We start from the raw sequence: 16,135 nt of genomic DNA, 5'->3' as shown, positions 1-16,135 counted from the left end.
CGAACACCAATCAATACCACTTTGAGTATTCAGACCCTATTTACAGTATGGAATACGTCACAAAATCAGGCGTCGACGTCCCGAAAGTCGGTGTCGGGACGTGGCAGATGGAGACCGAAGTTGCCTACGAGAGCGTCTCGATGGCACTGGAGGAGGGCTATCGCCACGTCGATACCGCACAGTTGTACGAGAACGAACGCGGTGTCGGGCGAGCCATCGCCGAATCAGACGTCGACCGTTCGGAGTTATTCCTGACGACGAAGGTCAATCCCCAAAACAGAAGCGTCGACGATATCGTGGAGTCAGCGCGAAAGAGCGTGGCGCGACTCGATGTCGAGCAGGTCGACCTGCTGTTGATTCACTGGCCGCACCCGCTGGCGGACCTGCCGACAGTCATCGATGGACTCGACGAGTGTGTGCGCCAAGACCTGACCCGCTTTATCGGTGTCAGCAACTTCGGCGTGGACCGACTCAAACGGGCCCAGCAACTGACCGATACGGGCATCTTCACGAACCAGGTGCTCTTTCATCCGTGGTGGCCACAGCGCGAACTGCTCTCGTACTGCCAGCAAGAAGATGTGATTCTGACGGGGTACAGTCCGCTGGCAAACGGCGGTGCCATCGACGACGAACTGCTCGCCGACATCGGCACCGCGTACGGCAAGAGCGGTCCACAGGTTGCGATTCGGTGGGCGACTCAACACGAGAACGTGATGACAATCCCGATGTCGACCTCTCGGTCACATCTGGCCGACAACATCGACATCTTCGATTTCAAACTCACGCGAGCGGAGCACGACCAAATAACTCGTCCTTCCCTCCTCCAGACGGGCATGTCGATGGTTCGCGGGCAGCTAGGCGTCTAAAAGTGCCACGGGAACTGCCGGAACTCCGGTTCCCGCTTCTCGTTGAAGGCGTCTCGACCCTCTTGGGCTTCCTCGGTCATGTAGCCCAGTCGCGTGGCCTCGCCGGCAAAGACCTGCTGGCCGACCATCCCGTCATCAATCATATTGAAGGCGTACTTGAGCATCCGAATCGCCATCGGTGACTTGCGGGTAATGGCGTCGGCCCACTCCAGCGCCACATCCTCGAGTTCCTCGTGGTCGGTGACTTCGTTGACCATCCCCATCTCCGCGGCCTCTTCGGCGTCGTAATCGCGGCCGAGGAAGAAAATCTCGCGGGCCTTCTTCTGGCCGACCTGCCGGGCGAGATACGCAGAGCCAAAGCCAGCGTCGTAGGAACCAACGTCGGCGTCAGTCTGTTTGAAGACCGCGTTCTCGCTGGCAATCGTCATGTCACAGACGACGTGCAGGGAGTGGCCGCCGCCGACCGCCCACCCCGGCGCGACGCAGATGACCGGCTTTGGCATAAATCGGATGAGTCGCTGGACTTCGAGAATGTGGAGGCGGCCAACGCCGGCCTGTGACGCCGTGTTGTCGTCGTCCTCGTACTCGTAGCCCGACTCGCCACGGATCTGCTGGTCGCCGCCGGAACAGAACGCCCAGCCGCCGTCTTTCGAGGAGGGGCCGTTGCCAGTCAGGAGGATACAGCCAACGTCAGGCTGTTTGCGGGCGTGGTCCAGCGCCGTGTACAGTTGGTCAACCGTCTCCGGGCGGAAGGCATTGCGCACATCCGGACGGTCGAAGGCGATGCGGACCGCGGGCACGTCAGTCCCGCGGTGGTAGGTAATGTCGGTGAAATCGAACGCCGAAACAGACTCCCAGCGCGAGTCGTCGAACAGTTCCGAAACCATATCTCACATCGGGACGGGCCGGTCAAAATGGTTGTTGTCGACCAGTCGGGGCTTACTCTCCGTCGTCGGCGTCCGCACCGTCGCTCTCTGACGCGCCATCTTCGACAACATCAATTTCGACACTCTCGCCGGTCTCTGTAGAGCCTCCAAAGGCAGCCTCGAAGGAGTCGACGAGCGTTTGCTGAACATTTGCGAACGGATTGCCGGGATAGCTCCGGTCAGTCGGCCGCGTCAGCGCCGTCAGGTCGATGGATTGGCCGTCGCCGACTACCTGCTGGACGGCGGCGAGGACAGCAAATGCTGGCCCGCCAAGTTCGCTCGGCGACCCCGGGTCTGTTGGGAGTCTGTCGGCGGGTTTGCCATCGAAGGCGTCGAGTTTGCCGCCCGCGGTCGGCCAGTCCAGTTCCTCGGCGACCAGTTCGGAGGCCTGCCGGATTGCACCGACGGAGCCGAGATGACCGACGCCAATTGCGGCTTTGGCCGCCTTGGCTGGTTCACCGCTGAAGATGAAGGGGCCAACCTGTGCGACTGCGCCGTCGCCGATGCTGACGACCCAGCCAGCCGTTTCGGGGTTGTAGACAGACAGTTCGGGGCGAGATTCGAGCGGCGTCTCCGAGACATCGTCACCGTCATTGCCTTCGTCGGAAACCGCGGTGTCGACCGAGATATCAGCACCGTCTGCCCCGGCAAGCGCGGCGATGTTTGTCGCCGCGACGCGGGCCTGGCGGGTAGCAGTCTGTGCGCTTGCCGGCACAGGTTGGCCGTTCTCGTCAGTGAGGGCTGCTGCGTCGCCGACGACGAAGGTACTGTCGCTGACTTGGAGGTCCCGGGCAGCAGCGCGGCGCTCGCCACCCATCGCCGCTGGGCCGCGGATGCCACCAGTCCAGACGAACACCGCTGCGCCGAGCGAGCGTCCATCGTCGAGATTGACCGTTTCCTCGTCAGCGGAGTCTACCGCAACGCCAGTCTCGATGGTGACGCCGCGGGCTTCGAGTTCTTCTCTGACTGCCGTGGCGAAGGCTTCGTCGAACCCCGGTGCGATACGGTCGGCCATCTCGACAATTCGGACATCGAGGTCCAACTCCTCGCGGTCCGAGAGTGCTGCGAGTTCGCCAGCGGCCTGAATCCCGGAAAGTCCGCCACCGCCGACGATGGCGTTTTCTCCCTCGCTGTCCAGCGCTGACTCCCGAATTGCTGTGGCATCGTCGACTGATTTCAACGGCGTGGCGTACGCTTCGACACCATCCAGCCCGTAGAATTCAGTTTCAGCGCCGAGACAGACCGCAGCGAGGTCGTATTCGAGCGCTTCGGTTCCATCGGGAGTCTCAAGCGTGGCAGTGCCGGCGTCGGTATCGAGGTCGGTTACCGTTGCCTGTCTGAGTTCGGCGCGAGAGAGAATCTTCTCGAGCGAGACAGTGATGGCTGATTCGAGGTCAGGATAGCGAATGAGTCGATGGAGTTCGTGCTGAACGAGGTGGTCGGTCGACTCGTTGACGACGACGATATCTACCGCTGGCGGGAGTAAGCGTTCGAGGCGGCGGGCGACTGTCAGTCCGGCGTATCCTGCGCCGAGTACGGCAACACGCATACCTAACTCTTGGTCCGGGCGGACAAAGACCCTGTGTCATCCAACGGTAACTTACAACGGAGCGACGAGGTCCTGCAGCGCCGCTGCGGGGTCGTCAGCTTTGGCGACGCCGCTTGCCAGCAAGACGCCATCTGCACCGAGTTCGCGGGCGGCAACGACATCTTCACCCGTCGAGATTCCAGCGCCGCAGTAGACATCGACGCTGGGGTCGACCGACTCGGCGGCCTCGACAGCGTCGCGGACGATATCCGGGTCGGCCTTGCTGACGGGCGTTCCGGTGCCGATGAGCTCCGGCGGTTCGACAGCGACAGCGTCAGGACCGAGCGCCGCCGCCGCGCGAATCTGGTCGGGATTGTTCGCACAGACGCAGGTTCCGAAGTCGACACGGTCGGCGGCGGCCAGACTGCCGTCGATGTCGGCGAATTTCAGGCGGTTCTCGGAGTGGTTGAGCAGCGTGCCAGTCGCGCCGGCGTCGGCGGCGGCCTCGGCGAGCGTACTTCCGGTATGGCTGCCGTGCTCGACTGGGCTGACGTGTTGGGCCCATGTTTGCACCCCAGTGTCGGCGACGGCCGAGAGGTGAGCGGCCTGCGGGGCGATAGCAACCTCAGCGGGACCGCTGTCGACCGAGGCAGCGGCCTCGGCCACCGCAACAGGGTCACAGGGATAGGCTTTCAAATTGACAAGGACGAACATACTGCTGTTCGTGACCGGCGGAGACAAATAGGTTGCGTCGTAGCTGTGACGGCCAGCACACTGAAAACGGGTCACCCCCAGAGGGCGTTGGGACTAATTCGTGACCTTTAATTGTCCCTGCCATCAACTGGTGATTGCAAGCGAGGGTTTGTGGTCTAGTTCGGTTATGACACCTCCTTGACATGGAGGAGGCCGGCAGTTCAAATCTGCCCAAACCCACTCCCCAAATTTCTTACATATTCTCTCAAGAGTCGGCAACCAAGTTTATATCATCATGAATCACTCGGGTCAACAGTATTACCGGGTGCATCTGGATGGTGTGTCCGGCATACAGTCGTGAGATTCCGCAATACATGGGCGTCTTCTGGAGATTTGTCCCACTTTTTAAATAACCGAACAGGAGTCTCATGATGGACCTCCAGCCCACGGCCAAATTTCGCTCGATGTGCTTCGTCTGTGATTCCACAAACCGTGCACTCATAATTATCACGTGTTAGGGCTTTTTCTCGTTGTTGTCGCCAAAGTCCGAGATAGTAGCCGTCAGTGTTAGTTTTGTAATCTTCGCCCCAGCAAGCCATGGAACAGTATTCAGTGTCAAGTGACGCCCAGCGCTCGAAAGACGTCTCACAGTTCGGGCAGGTGACCTCAACCTGCCGTTTCCGTGTTTCATTGGCGCACGTAGTTGAGCAGAATGTTCAGTCTCCAACAGAGGGATAGTACCGGAACGATTTTCCGCAGGACTCGCACGTATCAGATTCCATAGATTCGCCATCAGTGATTTCGTGTCGTGAGAGCCAGTAACAGATTGTCGTCTTTGCGACCCCACAATCCGCTGCTATCTCCTGTTGGCCACGCCGTCGGAAGACATACTGTCGGAGAAGCCATTCTCGGTCCTGATATCGACGGTCGCGCTCGATTTCATGACGATCCAGCCAGCGGCTGATCGTACTTGAAGAGACGTTACAGAGGACTGCAATCTCAGGAGCCGATTTCTGCTTGCGAACGTACTGTTCACGAAGAAACGCAGCGTCGCGATATCGCCGAGTCATCTGCCTCTTCCCAATGATGTGTGTCGGTGGTCGTTCGAACGATTCCCAGTAACTTCTTTGTGTGATTCTCTTGTATCTTGCATTGCTTCTCGCCTCCGAGAAGCGCGGTCGCCTGTTCCAGCAGGCGGCCACAGTTACGCTCCTGTGGCGCGCTTCTCCGATTCTCGTATGTATACATTCGTGTTGTATTTTACCATCTGTAAAGTGTGTTTGTAACCTCAGTCTAGGAAGTTAGAAAGTAATACGTGTGGCCCTCGTGAGTGAACAGGTACTGTGTCCGTAGACCTAACCGAAGCCGATTGCGCTATTGTGGAGATGTTGGCCGATGGTCGATGTACGGTCGGCTATCTGGCAGCGGAGTTGACGTATTCACGCCAGCACATCCACAATCGGCTTAACGTACTCCTTGCGGCAGAGTACGTCCAGAAGCGGCACGAGGGGACTGGATTGTACGAATTGGTACGAGACCCTCGAAAAGAGAGCTAGTCTCCTTGCGACGTCGTTTCACAATCGTTTAGCGGTTGACCATTCAACTGTGTAACAGTACATATGCCAGAGGATGACCCAGAGTACGATATCGTCGTGTGGGGCGCCACCGGCATTGCCGGTGAACTCGTTGCCGAGTATCTCACCGAGCGGTACAGTCCAGCAAAGCTTGCGCTGGCGATTGGTGGCCGCAACGAGCAGAAACTGGATGACGTGGCCACAGAACTGCAGGAAGCGAGTGACGAGTGGGACGAGGTGCCAATCGTACTCGGTGACGCAACGGACAAGGATAGTCTGGACAGAATTGCCGAGAAGACAGCAGTCGTCTGTACGACCGTCGGCCCGTACACGAAATACGGGACGAAGCTGGTCGAGGCCTGCGTCGAGGCAGGAACAGACTACTGTGACTTGACCGGCGAGGTCACCTGGGTGCGTGAGATTATCGACCGCTACCACGACAGCGCCGTCGAGAACGACGCCCGCATCGTCCACAGTTGCGGGTTCGACTCGGTACCGGCCGACCTGGGGACACTCCGTGCCCAGAATTTCGCACGCGAGGAGTTCGGCGCGCCCTGTGATACGGTTCGGCTCTACGTCGAGAACACCAGCGGCGGAGTGAGCGGCGGGACACTCGCGAGCGCGGCAGAGATGTTCGAAGCGGCCTCAAGCGACCCAGTCGCCCGAGAGACACTGCGGAACCCCTATTCGCTGGCTCCGGCCGGAGAGCGAAACGGTGTTGACCGCGGTGAGCAACGCTGGTTCAAAAACGACAGGCTCCGCGGGGCGTGGACCGCACCCTCGCCGATGGCGCCAGTGAACGAGCGAATAATCCGCCGCAGTAACGCCCTGCTCGACTATCCCTACGGGCGGGAGTTCCGCTGTTCTGAGGTCATCCCAACCGGTCGGAGCGTCGGTGGTGCGACTGCCGCAGGACTTGTCGCCGGGGGCATCAACCTGTTCACGCTCGGGATGTCGTTCGCACCCACCCGGTCAGCACTCGAACAGTTCGTCTTCCCTGACCCCGGCGAAGGACCGTCGGAAAAGCAGATGGAGAACGGCCGCTTTACCGTGCGAGCACTCGGCCGTGGTACCGGCGAGGACGGGCCCTTCGTGGTCGAGTCGGTCGTCGGAGCAAACCGAGACCCAGGGTACGGCGCAACTGCTCGAATGCTCGGTGAATCTGCGGTCTGTCTCCTGCGTGGGGAAGTCGACTCACCGCTGTCCGGTGGCGTCCTGACGCCTGCGTCGGCGATTGGTGAACCACTGGCTGACCGGCTCCGTGACGCGGAGTTTACCATTACAGTCGGCGAATACGACGACTCTTCAAACTGAGGGTCGCCGGGTCGGCCCGTTCCCAACGCCACTGGGAACTGGGCCGAGTCCGACTCCCCGAGCAGATACGCTGTGAATTTGGTCGTCGTGGCACGGATAGCGTGAATCGAAGCGTGTGCGTACCATACCCATTCGGCTCTACTTTTATCAAAACCGAGCCCTAGTGTATAAACGATGACAACACCACAGACCGGCGACGACGCACCGACATTCACCGCGACAGTTGGAACGAGCGACCACGAACCGTTCGACCTTGCCGACCACATCGGAGACGGTCCAGTCGTCCTCGCTACCTTCCCCGGTGCCTTTACGCCACCGTGCACCAACGAGATGGTCGCATTCCAGGGCCATCTCGACGCCTTCGAGGATGCAGGCGCGACGCTGCTTGGACTCAGCGCAGACTCTCCGTTCAGTCAGGGGTCGTTCAGAGAAGAACACGGTATCGAGTTCGACCTCGTCAGCGACATGTCCGGCGAGGCAATCCGCGCCTACGGGCTGGAAATAGATATTGCCGACCTCGGTCTCTACGGCATTGCCAACCGTGCGGTGTTCGTGATCGACAACGACGGCACAGTCGTTTACGACTGGGTCGCCGATGACCCGACCAACGAACCCGACTACGAGGAGATTCTTGGCGTCGTGCAGGAGCAGTAACTGGGTTCCCAGCGGCCGAGAAGGTGGACAGCACTGAAGTGTAACGAAACTGAACAGTGGCGTATGGCATCAGCAGACGACCACGACGCGAGACCAGTCACCGACGAGATACACGACAACTCTTGGTCTGTTAATCTCGAAACAGACGCCTACGCTGACGCCCCGGACCGAGCGGTTCGTGACGGGATCAGCGCGATCAAGCACACGACCACCGGCAACCACGTCAATCTCGTGACTCACGGCGAGTTAGGCCATCCGTCGTCATTTCTCTACGACGCGCTGGCTGAGTACGACGGGCGGTCCATTGACTGGGAATACATCGACCAATGTGGCTGTGGCGGCCACGTCACTCGCGTCCACGTCGAGTGAGTTCCGCAGATTGACCGCGCAAGATTAGCGGCCACGCCGACGAGGACAGCATGTCGTGACACCAGCCGTGTATTTATTCGTGTGCGCACCAATCTAACACGATGTCAACAGAATCAACGAACCCGTTTATCGACTTCGGGACGCGGTCGGTGATAACTCACGGGATTATGGCGGTGACGTTCATCGGCGCGGTTGTCACGGGGTTGTTCGTCGAGGGGGAAATTGGACTCGTCTCGTTTGTGGCGTTCGTGAACTTCACCGCGGGGATGTGGATCTGCCAGTCGATCCACTCGCTTGGCGGGTCGGCACAGGACGAGGACTACGAGGGCGTTCTCAAGGAACTTCAAAAGTATGTCCAATAACGCAACCGTCGATACCGGGCGATTCGCCCGGATTCTCACGCTGGTCGTCTTCGTGACAACAGTGTTCATCGTGGTGGCGTCCCAGCGCTTAAATGGTGTGCTCTTCCGAATCGGCGCCCTCGCTATCGGTGCAGTTGGGTTCATTACCGCGATAATCGGATTTCTGGTCGCCGCGTCACAGTTCTACGAGGCGACAGCCTGAATCGGGGGGCGTCTGCGAGCACCGAGTTACATGTAGCCCAGGTCGCGCAGGCGCTCCATCAGGTCCTCTTTGTCCTGGGCGCGGCCCGCGCGTTCGGTGGTGTTGGCCATGTCCTGTAGCCAGGCAGGCTCTTCGGCGGATTTGTCTGTGCTCACTTCGCTGCCGAGCGAGCGGAAGCCAGCGAAGTACTTCGGACTCACAGGAATGTCCTCTTTAGTCAGGTCGCCCGGCAGGTCGTCGTCGGCCTGCGGGACGTAGCCGTCGTCCGGATAGCCTTCGACGGTTTCGGGGACGACGAAGTGCCAGAACGCTTCCCACACGTCAGGCTCTGCGAACTGCAGGATCGGCTGGACGCGGTCGTGCGGTGGGTAGATGTCTGGGTCGTGACGCGGCGAAAAGAACGTCTCGTCGGCACGGGCCTCCTGTTCGTCCCAGCGAACGCCAGAGATGACGCCGTCGACATCGTACTCCTCGAGGGCGTCGTTCAGGGCAACCGTCTTGAGCAGGTGGTTGCCGACGTAGGTGTCGAGCAGGAACGGGAAGGTATCTTCCTCGTACTCCAGCAGGTCACGAATGTGGTGCTGGTTGTGCTCGGACAGTTCGTCGACCGGGATGTCGTCGCCGGGAGTCAGGTCGTTCTCCTCGACGTAATTACCAACGTCCTCGTTACGTGCGTAGATGACGTCGAGGTCCCACTCCTCAGCCCACTTGTCGACGAAGTCGTGCAGGTCGTCGAAGTGCTGGAAGTGGTCGATGAAGACGGCTGGCGGGACTTCGAGGTCGAACTTCTCTGCGACCTCCTTGATGAAATACAGCGTAAGCGTGGAGTCTTTCCCACCAGTCCACATGACAACCGGATTCTCGTACTCTTCGAGACCCTGACGGGTTACCTCGATGGCTTTCTCGATTTTGTCTTCGATGCCCGGGTAGTCGGCCGGCTCTTCGCCGTCACCGGCGTCGTAATCGACGTTCAGGTACTCTGGGAAGTCAGATTGCTCTGGCATAATGTAATTAGATGTAATTAGAGTGTGCGTTAAGTACTTTTCGAGTTCTCCGAGCGAGCGATTTCCGTGAGTTTGACCGGAAATCACACGAGAGACACCGGTCCACGAGTCAGGGAATCTCGGCTAACGAGTCGAGTTCACTCCAGCAGGGACAGTCCAAGTCCTCGATAGATTCAACTTCGTCAGGGAGGTCAGAAATCGGCATTCCATCACCCACTTCGTCACAGCCATCGCGGTGAATTGAGAAGTCGTCGCTCGACATGATGGGCATAGATATCCCTTACCTGTCGGTAAACAAAATATTACCGCCGAGTCGGATTTGGTCCCAACTTACTTGTGGATATCATTACAACTACACACGTATCAGGGAATGGGTGCGAGACGACATGAGAACAGAGTTATCGTTGAAGATTCCTCGCTCGACTGTGCTGCGTCAACTGTGACCACCAACATATGACAGACAACTCGACGACAGTGCTGATCGTGGAGGATCAGGAGGGACTGGCAGAGGCCTACGAAACCGTCGTGGGGACAAAGTACGAGACGCGGGTAGCAACCAGCGGAGCGCAGGCGCTCGAAGAAATTGACGACGCCGTCGACGTGGTGTTACTCGACCGCCGAATGCCTGGGATGGCGGGCGACGAGGTACTGGCTGAGTTCGTCGAACGGGGCGTGACCGCGGCCGTTGCGATGCTCACGGCAGTCGAACCGGATGTTGATATCGTGGAGATGCCTTTCGACGACTACGTAACCAAACCGATAGACAACGACGAACTGCTTGCACTGGTCGAGACACTACAAAAACGCAGCCAACACGACGAGCAGATTCAGCGATTTTTCAGACTCGCGGCAAAGAAGCAGGCGCTCGAAAACGCCAACAAGGAAGACTCCACAGAGTACGACCAGTTAGTCGGCGAGATGCGAGCGCTCCGGACCGACATCGACGCCGCGCTCGACGAGGTGGTCGGTGACGCTGACCCGCGCACCGACCTGTAGGCTGGCGGAACCCAAAACCGTCTTGTCGGCCCCTCGCTAGCGTCTTTGCATGCCCTACTCACGGACAGTCGAACTCGACGGCCACATTATCGATTCCGGCAAGATGGAGACATCCTTCCGGGTCATCATGGATATGGGTGGCTCCTTCGAGGTCGAAGAGTTCAACATCGGCCGCAAGAAGACCGAAACCTCTCACGCGCGACTGCTGGTCGAGGCTGAGGACGAGGAGACCCTACAGTCGATAATTCACGAACTCCACCAGAACGGCGCGAATCCCGCCAACCCTATCGACGCAACGCTCGAATCCGCTCCCGAAGACCAGGTGGTTCCGACGGGCTTCTATTCGACGACAAACCACCCAACTGAGATTCGCTACGACGGCGAGTGGCTTTCTGTCGAGGATATCGAGATGGACTGTGCTGTCGTCGTGGACGATGGTGACGACCCCCGAGCCTACACGAAGGTCCTCAACGCTGTCGAAGAAGGCGATATGATCGTAACTGGCAACGCGGGAATTCGCGTCAATCCCCCGGACCGCCCCCGAGACTCCGAAGGGGCCTTCGGCTTCATGCAGGGTGGCGTCTCCTCCGAACGACCATCAGAATCGACAATCCGGAAGATAGCCGGTGCAATCGAGGAGACCAAACGCGAAGACGGCAACGTCCTCGCAGTCTGTGGCCCGGCGCTGATTCACTCTGGTGCGCGTGAGGACCTCGCTGCGCTCGTGCGTGAGGGGTATATCGACATGCTCTCTATCGGCAATGGCTTCGCCGTCCACGACCTCGAACGAGACCTCTACGGCACCTCGCTGGGGATGGATACCGAAGAGCTGGACCACCCCCGAAAGGGACACAAACACCACATCTACACGATCAGCGAGATTATCCGGGCTGGCGGTATCGAGGCCGCAGTCGAGGATGGACTTGTCGAGTCGGGCGTGATGTACGAGTGCGTGAAAAACGACATCCCCTACGTCATTGCCGGGTCAATCCGTGACGACGGCCCACTTCCCGGTACGATCACCGACGCCATCGAGGCACAGGACGCAATTCGCGAGCAGGCCCATCAGGCCGATTTCGTGATGATGCTCTCGACGCTGTTACACTCGGTGGCGGTTGGCAACTGCTTACCGTCGACCACTCGGACGGTGTGTGTCGATATCAACCCCGCGACGGTAACCCAACTGGTCGACAGAGGGAGCGCTCAGGCTGTCGGTATGGTGACCGATATCGGGACGTTCGTGCCTATTCTGGCGGAACATCTCTTCGACGAGCGCGAGTAACTGGTGTGTCAGTGCGGAACAGCAGTCTGAGCTGGCGCTCTCTCAGGCGACGTGAGTCTGCTCACTGGTTTTGGTAGCAGCAAGAACAGAAACGGGGAGAACGCTTACGAGTCGGACTCTGAGCCCATCCCTGAGCCGGACTCCTGAACGATTACGGCACCCATCATCCCGACCGAGCGGTGAGGAATACAGACGTACGGCGCGACACCGGTTTCCTCGAAGGTGAACGAGTAGGTCACGTCACTCCCGCTCTCTGCGGAGCCACTGTTGAGTTCGATATCGACAGGCACGGAGTCTGAGTTGATATCTGTCACGACGTTGTGACCGCCGCCGGCACCGGTCCACTCCCAGGTAACTTCCGTGCCGGGACTGACCAGCATCACCGGCGGGTCGAAAGCGAACCCGTTGCCGGCACCGACGGCCACTGTCGCGCTGTCCTGGCCGGTCATGTCTGCCGCGGACGGCTCGCTGGAGTAGATTTTGGCCGCCTGTCCACCGTCACCGTTCATCATCCACGTGTGGACGGCTTCCGGAACGCCCTCTGGAATTTCACTGCCGCTGCCGTTGTCTTGGCCGCCGTCGTATTCGCTGCCCTCTGTGCCCGGCACACCGCGGCCGTCGACGAAAAAGCCACAGCCAGCCAGCGTCGCAGCCACTCCAGCACCGGCAGTTCCCAGCAACTCTCGTCGGTTCAGGTCAGGTGTCATCGGTGAGTCTAGCTGAGAGTTACTACTTTGCCGGATTGAAAGCTTCGATTTCGAGAGCCGGATAGTGGGGCGGTCGGCGAACCTGTTCGGCTATCAGGCCGAATCGGTCGCCCGGAGGAAGGCAGCGGCGTCCTCGGCCGTCTGTTCGGGAGCCTCTTCCATCGGAATGTGGCCAACTCCCTCGTAGCTCTGGAACACTGAATTCGGCGTTGCGTCGGCCAGTTCACGCCCGAACGACATCGGGAGCCACTCGTCTTCGCTTCCCCACTGGAACAGTGTCGGCACCGACACATCGGAAATGTCGTAGCCGTCCTGAACGTTGGGGTGGATGTCCGGACTCGATGGCAGTGCCGGGGGACGGACGTTCAGCAGGTCCAGCGAATTGTGCTCGTCGTCGTGTTCACGCTGGTAGTTGCTCGCAATCTCGATTACTGCAGCGCGGTTGCCCGAGCGCAACAGCAGGTCGTGATACCGCCGAACGACCTCGGGCGTGACTTTCGAGGGGTCGCCGTAGGCGTCTTTCAGAATGAGCCGAATTACCGACCGCGGCGTGACGTACCGGGGGAGAAACTCACTGCCCAGCGGCGTGTACTTCCGCCCGAGTTTCGAGAGCAGCGTCGCTCCGCCCGCGTCTAGCAAGACGAGTTTCGAGACGAGGTCGGGCCGGTCGACCGAGAGTCGCCACGACACGGCGCCTCCGAGGGAGTTGCCGATCACAGCCAGTTCCGACAGCCCGAGTTCGTCACAGAACCTGGCAACGGACTCGATAAGCCCCTCCAGTCGGTTCGGACCGTCAGCACGCGGACCTGTCAGTCCAAAGCCGGGCATATCCAGGCGGACTAACCGGAACTCCTCGGCTAGCTCTTCGACCCAGCCATCCCAGGTGTGCAACGAGGAGTATGTCCCGTGTATCAACAGCACAGTCGGGCCGGTTTCACAGCCTTCGATTCGGTAGTGAATCTCTGTTCCGTCGACGTCAACAAATCGAGAGGCGTCGGTGAGATAGTCCCGCTCCAGATTTCGCCGTGTCCGGTCAGGCTGGAACGGAACAATTTCGCTGTAGGTCTCGGACACCACTGATTGAGCCATCTCGATACCAGTCGTCAGCGGGAATGCTAACATACCAGCATCCCCCCGGTTGTGGGCTGGGTGGCTCCGAGAGACGGCGTGGCCCCTCTTGAAACACGCCACAGCTGTGAGTCACTAGCACATACCATCGGTGTTGGTTGACTCTGTCGGCGCACATACTTAACTGTGTCTCATATTTTTATCAATTGCTTACCAGTAACGGACGAAATACCCCAAACGCTTACCACCGTTTGAGCACTCGCGCTCAGGGCCGTTCGATGAGGAACTTGTCAGCGTCCCTGGCAGTCGGACCGGGTGCTTCTTCCATGGGAAGGTGTCCGATGCCGTCGTACGTGATGAAATTGCTATCAGGGATACGACTGGCCAGTCGCTTCCCGAACGAGACTGGCAGCCACTCGTCTTCGCTCCCCCACTGAAACAGCGTTGGCACCGAGACCGCTTCGATGTCGTAATGGTCGACAATGTGCGGCGACGGTGTGTACGTCGACGGGAGCGATGGAATCCGCGTGCCGTAGATGTCGTCGGCTTCACTGCCGGGGTGGTCCGTGGCGTAGTTTCGCGCGATTTCGACCACCGAGCGACGGTTGCCAGTCCGCAACAACAGGTCGTGATACCGTCGCACGAGTTCGGGCGTAACCTTCGACTCGTCGCCGTAGGCGTCTCTGATGATCAGCCGAATCACAAACCGCGGCGTGACGTACCGTGGGACGTAGTCACTGCCAAAACTCGTCAGGTTCCCGGCGAGTCTGGCGAGCAGCGTTGCACCGCCCGCGTCGATAAGAATCAAGCGTGAAACGAGGTCAGGCCGGGCAATCGAGAGTCGCCACGCGACGCCTCCGCCCAGTGAGTTGCCGACCAGTGTCGCCGTCGAGATGCCAACCGTGTCACAGAAATCCCCGACAGCCTCGATAAGATACTCAAGTTTCAGCTCACCGTCCTGTCGCGGTCCAGTCAGCCCGAAACCGGGCATGTCCAGCCTGTAGACGTGGTACCGGTCTTCCAGTTGGTCGACCCAGCCGTCCCAGGTGTGCAGCGAAGAGTAGGTGCCGTGCAGCAAGACCAGCGTCGGGTCACTGGGGTTACCTGCTTCTCGGTAGTGGATTCGGGTGTCGTTCACCTCGACGAACTCGGAGCTGTCGTCAATGTATCGCCGTTCCAGCGCAGAAAGCGGCTTGTCCGGCTGAAAGAGGCCAAACTCACTGTAGGTTTCCGTCGCGACTGTCCCCGCGATTCCGAGCAAGTTTGGCAGTTGTAGCATGATGGGTGAGCCCCCAGTTATTCGTCGAGACGCTCTGCGTGCGTCTCTGCGTCGTCAGGGTCGTCAACCGGACTACTCGGGTGATACTCTGTGTCGTACTGTCCAGGGTGGCCATCGAGCCTGTCGGGATTGATTCGGCCACCGAGCAACATGAAGTCCAGAATCGTCAGCCGGAGCATCGCCTCGACAACCGGTACGGCCCGAGGCATCAGGACGGGGTCGTGACGACCGACGACCTGAATTTCCTTGCGCTCGCCGGTCTCCCAGTCGGCCGTCGTCTGCTCTTTCGGAATGCTCGTCGGGGCGTGCCACGTCGCCTCGCCGTAGATCGGTTCGCCAGTCGTGATACCGCCCTGGAGGCCGCCATGGTCGTTACCGACCGGTACGGGGTCACCCTCCTCGCTGACAGTCTCGGAATGGGACTCGCCGTCGTCGAACTCCCAGTCTTCGTTGCGCTCGACGCCGCGCATCGTTCGGGTGTCCCGACCCTTGCCGAACTGGAAAGCCGACGTTGCTGGAATCGAGAACATTGCCTGCCCGAGACGGGCAGCGAAGGAATCGAACCGTGGCGCGCCGAGGCCACGCGGGACGCCACGACACTCGAAGTAAACTGACCCACCGATTGAGTCGCCTTCTTTCTGGTACTCGTCGATAGCGTCGCGCATCTCCTCGGCTGTTTCGGGATGGGCACACCGCACTTCGTTCTCTTCGGTGTGTTCGAGCATCTCCTCGAAACTGACCTCGGGCGCGACGATATCGCCTACCTGATTGACGTGGGCCTTGACCTGCGTGTCGTACTCGCTCTGTTCGAGGACCTGCTTGGCGATTGCGCCAGCAGCGACCCAGTTGACCGTCTCTCGTGCCGAGGAGCGACCGCCGCCGCCCCAGTTGCGCGTTCCGAACTTCGCGGAGTAGGTGTAATCACCGTGAGAGGGGCGTGGTGCGGTGACGAAGGGTTCGTACTTGCCCGACCGGGCGTCTTTGTTCTGGATGACCATCCCGATGGGTGTGCCAGTCGTGTAGCCGTCCTGCACACCAGATTTGATCGACACCTCGTCAGGTTCGCCCCGAGAGGTCGTGATCATCGACTGGCCGGGTTTCCGTCGGTCGAGTTCAGCCTGAATATCCTCCTCACTGAGTTCGACGCCAGCGGGACAGCCACTGACTGTACAGCCCATCGCCTCGCCGTGAGACTCGCCAAACGTCGTCACCTGAAAGAGCCGACCGAATCGGTTGCCGTTCATTGTCATACTGCATGGAGTTGCTATGTAAAAAGACCACGGCTCACGTCTGGTGGCTGCCGCCGGTTCC

18 protein-coding genes and 1 tRNA gene are annotated in these 16,135 nt (G+C 59.7%); 10 read left to right on the top strand and 9 right to left on the bottom strand.

The annotated features are described in order from the left end of the window. Nucleotides 1–47 precede the first annotated feature (47 nt). Entirely contained in the window at nucleotides 48–866 is an 819-nt protein-coding gene (locus tag ACMGFM_RS01770; RefSeq protein WP_436900598.1) for an aldo/keto reductase, read from the top strand. Here the strand turns inward: ACMGFM_RS01770 and ACMGFM_RS01765 are convergent. From ACMGFM_RS01765 to tpiA, 3 genes are read right to left on the bottom strand one after another with little or no spacing between them, the layout of a single operon-like run. Then, nucleotides 863–1,753 carry a 1,4-dihydroxy-2-naphthoyl-CoA synthase gene (locus ACMGFM_RS01765; RefSeq protein WP_436900597.1) on the bottom strand — a complete coding sequence of 297 codons (891 nt, stop codon included), beginning with the start codon at nucleotides 1,751–1,753 and terminating at the stop codon, nucleotides 863–865. The two genes, ACMGFM_RS01770 and ACMGFM_RS01765, sit on opposite strands and share 4 nt — an antisense overlap. A gap of 52 nt (nucleotides 1,754–1,805) precedes the next feature. Further along, complete coding sequence (locus tag ACMGFM_RS01760; RefSeq protein WP_436900596.1) at nucleotides 1,806–3,341, bottom strand: NAD(P)/FAD-dependent oxidoreductase; 1,536 nt, start codon at nucleotides 3,339–3,341, stop codon at nucleotides 1,806–1,808. A gap of 51 nt (nucleotides 3,342–3,392) precedes the next feature. Beyond that, nucleotides 3,393–4,034: a triose-phosphate isomerase gene (tpiA, locus tag ACMGFM_RS01755; protein ID WP_436900595.1), complete on the bottom strand. Its 642-nt coding sequence runs from the start codon at nucleotides 4,032–4,034 to the stop codon at nucleotides 3,393–3,395. 144 nt (nucleotides 4,035–4,178) lie between these two features. On the opposite strand from tpiA, the gene ACMGFM_RS01750 reads away from it, so the two are divergent. The 7 genes from ACMGFM_RS01750 (at nucleotide 4,179) to ACMGFM_RS01720 (ending at nucleotide 8,488) form a co-directional block, all read left to right on the top strand. Further along, nucleotides 4,179–4,253: transfer RNA gene (locus tag ACMGFM_RS01750), tRNA-Val, on the top strand. Between the two features lie 1,103 nt (nucleotides 4,254–5,356). Beyond that, on the top strand, nucleotides 5,357–5,569 hold the full coding sequence (locus ACMGFM_RS01745; RefSeq protein ID WP_436900594.1) for a helix-turn-helix domain-containing protein: 213 nt from the start codon (nucleotides 5,357–5,359) through the stop codon (nucleotides 5,567–5,569). Nucleotides 5,570–5,632: 63 nt separating this feature from the next. Beyond that, entirely contained in the window at nucleotides 5,633–6,901 is a 1,269-nt protein-coding gene (locus ACMGFM_RS01740) for a saccharopine dehydrogenase family protein (RefSeq protein WP_436900593.1), read from the top strand. Nucleotides 6,902–7,075: 174 nt separating this feature from the next. Further along, complete coding sequence (locus ACMGFM_RS01735) at nucleotides 7,076–7,555, top strand: redoxin domain-containing protein (protein WP_436900592.1); 480 nt, start codon at nucleotides 7,076–7,078, stop codon at nucleotides 7,553–7,555. A 63-nt stretch (nucleotides 7,556–7,618) separates the two neighbouring features. Continuing rightward, a complete protein-coding gene (locus ACMGFM_RS01730; RefSeq protein ID WP_436900591.1) occupies nucleotides 7,619–7,924 on the top strand; it encodes a CGCGG family putative rSAM-modified RiPP protein in 306 nt (101 codons plus the stop codon). A gap of 101 nt (nucleotides 7,925–8,025) precedes the next feature. Continuing rightward, nucleotides 8,026–8,286: a hypothetical protein gene (locus ACMGFM_RS01725; protein ID WP_436900590.1), complete on the top strand. Its 261-nt coding sequence runs from the start codon at nucleotides 8,026–8,028 to the stop codon at nucleotides 8,284–8,286. Beyond that, a complete protein-coding gene (locus tag ACMGFM_RS01720; protein ID WP_436900589.1) occupies nucleotides 8,276–8,488 on the top strand; it encodes a hypothetical protein in 213 nt (70 codons plus the stop codon). The genes ACMGFM_RS01725 and ACMGFM_RS01720 overlap by 11 nt, the downstream gene beginning before the upstream one ends. Nucleotides 8,489–8,514: 26 nt before the next feature. Here ACMGFM_RS01720 and ACMGFM_RS01715 read toward each other — a convergent pair whose 3' ends face one another. Together ACMGFM_RS01715 and ACMGFM_RS01710 are read right to left on the bottom strand one after the other, a co-directional pair. Next, a complete protein-coding gene (locus tag ACMGFM_RS01715) occupies nucleotides 8,515–9,492 on the bottom strand; it encodes a phosphoadenosine phosphosulfate reductase family protein (RefSeq protein WP_436900587.1) in 978 nt (325 codons plus the stop codon). Nucleotides 9,493–9,601: 109 nt separating this feature from the next. Beyond that, nucleotides 9,602–9,763 carry a hypothetical protein gene (locus ACMGFM_RS01710; RefSeq protein WP_436900584.1) on the bottom strand — a complete coding sequence of 54 codons (162 nt, stop codon included), beginning with the start codon at nucleotides 9,761–9,763 and terminating at the stop codon, nucleotides 9,602–9,604. Between the two features lie 182 nt (nucleotides 9,764–9,945). Here ACMGFM_RS01710 and ACMGFM_RS01705 point away from each other — a divergent pair, with 182 nt between their 5' ends. After that, the gene (locus ACMGFM_RS01705; protein WP_436900582.1) at nucleotides 9,946–10,488 is read left to right on the top strand and encodes a response regulator transcription factor; all 543 of its coding nucleotides are present in this window, start codon (nucleotides 9,946–9,948) and stop codon (nucleotides 10,486–10,488) included. 49 nt (nucleotides 10,489–10,537) lie between these two features. Then, complete coding sequence (locus ACMGFM_RS01700; RefSeq protein ID WP_436900581.1) at nucleotides 10,538–11,770, top strand: ornithine cyclodeaminase, nickel-pincer nucleotide-dependent; 1,233 nt, start codon at nucleotides 10,538–10,540, stop codon at nucleotides 11,768–11,770. 104 nt (nucleotides 11,771–11,874) lie between these two features. On the opposite strand, the gene ACMGFM_RS01695 is transcribed toward ACMGFM_RS01700, so the two are convergent. The 4 genes from ACMGFM_RS01695 to aroC all read right to left on the bottom strand — a co-directional run bounded on the left by ACMGFM_RS01695 (nucleotide 11,875) and on the right by aroC (nucleotide 16,068). Then, nucleotides 11,875–12,477, bottom strand: coding sequence for a halocyanin domain-containing protein (locus ACMGFM_RS01695; protein WP_436900580.1), 603 nt, complete (start codon nucleotides 12,475–12,477; stop codon nucleotides 11,875–11,877). Nucleotides 12,478–12,570: 93 nt separating this feature from the next. After that, nucleotides 12,571–13,599: an alpha/beta fold hydrolase gene (locus tag ACMGFM_RS01690; RefSeq protein WP_436900579.1), complete on the bottom strand. Its 1,029-nt coding sequence runs from the start codon at nucleotides 13,597–13,599 to the stop codon at nucleotides 12,571–12,573. 211 nt (nucleotides 13,600–13,810) lie between these two features. Continuing rightward, entirely contained in the window at nucleotides 13,811–14,824 is a 1,014-nt protein-coding gene (locus ACMGFM_RS01685; protein WP_436900578.1) for an alpha/beta fold hydrolase, read from the bottom strand. A 17-nt stretch (nucleotides 14,825–14,841) separates the two neighbouring features. Continuing rightward, complete coding sequence (aroC, locus tag ACMGFM_RS01680; RefSeq protein WP_436900576.1) at nucleotides 14,842–16,068, bottom strand: chorismate synthase; 1,227 nt, start codon at nucleotides 16,066–16,068, stop codon at nucleotides 14,842–14,844. Between the last annotated feature and the right edge of the window lie 67 nt (nucleotides 16,069–16,135).

The organism is Halovenus halobia, from assembly GCF_051414135.1.
Lineage (GTDB): Archaea > Halobacteriota > Halobacteria > Halobacteriales > Haloarculaceae > Halovenus > Halovenus halobia.
This window is presented reverse-complemented; position numbering and strand designations above follow the sequence as displayed.

Coding starts and splice junctions, on each gene's coding strand:
- ACMGFM_RS01770 (WP_436900598.1), top strand. CDS start 48: ATGGAATACGTCACAAAATCAGGCGTCGACGTCCCGAAAGTCGGTGTC.
- ACMGFM_RS01765 (WP_436900597.1), bottom strand. CDS start 1,753: ATGGTTTCGGAACTGTTCGACGACTCGCGCTGGGAGTCTGTTTCGGCG.
- ACMGFM_RS01760 (WP_436900596.1), bottom strand. CDS start 3,341: ATGCGTGTTGCCGTACTCGGCGCAGGATACGCCGGACTGACAGTCGCC.
- tpiA (WP_436900595.1), bottom strand. CDS start 4,034: ATGTTCGTCCTTGTCAATTTGAAAGCCTATCCCTGTGACCCTGTTGCG.
- ACMGFM_RS01740 (WP_436900593.1), top strand. CDS start 5,633: ATGCCAGAGGATGACCCAGAGTACGATATCGTCGTGTGGGGCGCCACC.
- ACMGFM_RS01735 (WP_436900592.1), top strand. CDS start 7,076: ATGACAACACCACAGACCGGCGACGACGCACCGACATTCACCGCGACA.
- ACMGFM_RS01730 (WP_436900591.1), top strand. CDS start 7,619: ATGGCATCAGCAGACGACCACGACGCGAGACCAGTCACCGACGAGATA.
- ACMGFM_RS01725 (WP_436900590.1), top strand. CDS start 8,026: ATGTCAACAGAATCAACGAACCCGTTTATCGACTTCGGGACGCGGTCG.
- ACMGFM_RS01720 (WP_436900589.1), top strand. CDS start 8,276: ATGTCCAATAACGCAACCGTCGATACCGGGCGATTCGCCCGGATTCTC.
- ACMGFM_RS01715 (WP_436900587.1), bottom strand. CDS start 9,492: ATGCCAGAGCAATCTGACTTCCCAGAGTACCTGAACGTCGATTACGAC.
- ACMGFM_RS01710 (WP_436900584.1), bottom strand. CDS start 9,763: ATGCCCATCATGTCGAGCGACGACTTCTCAATTCACCGCGATGGCTGT.
- ACMGFM_RS01705 (WP_436900582.1), top strand. CDS start 9,946: ATGACAGACAACTCGACGACAGTGCTGATCGTGGAGGATCAGGAGGGA.
- ACMGFM_RS01700 (WP_436900581.1), top strand. CDS start 10,538: ATGCCCTACTCACGGACAGTCGAACTCGACGGCCACATTATCGATTCC.
- ACMGFM_RS01695 (WP_436900580.1), bottom strand. CDS start 12,477: ATGACACCTGACCTGAACCGACGAGAGTTGCTGGGAACTGCCGGTGCT.
- ACMGFM_RS01690 (WP_436900579.1), bottom strand. CDS start 13,599: ATGTTAGCATTCCCGCTGACGACTGGTATCGAGATGGCTCAATCAGTG.
- ACMGFM_RS01685 (WP_436900578.1), bottom strand. CDS start 14,824: ATGCTACAACTGCCAAACTTGCTCGGAATCGCGGGGACAGTCGCGACG.
- aroC (WP_436900576.1), bottom strand. CDS start 16,068: ATGAACGGCAACCGATTCGGTCGGCTCTTTCAGGTGACGACGTTTGGC.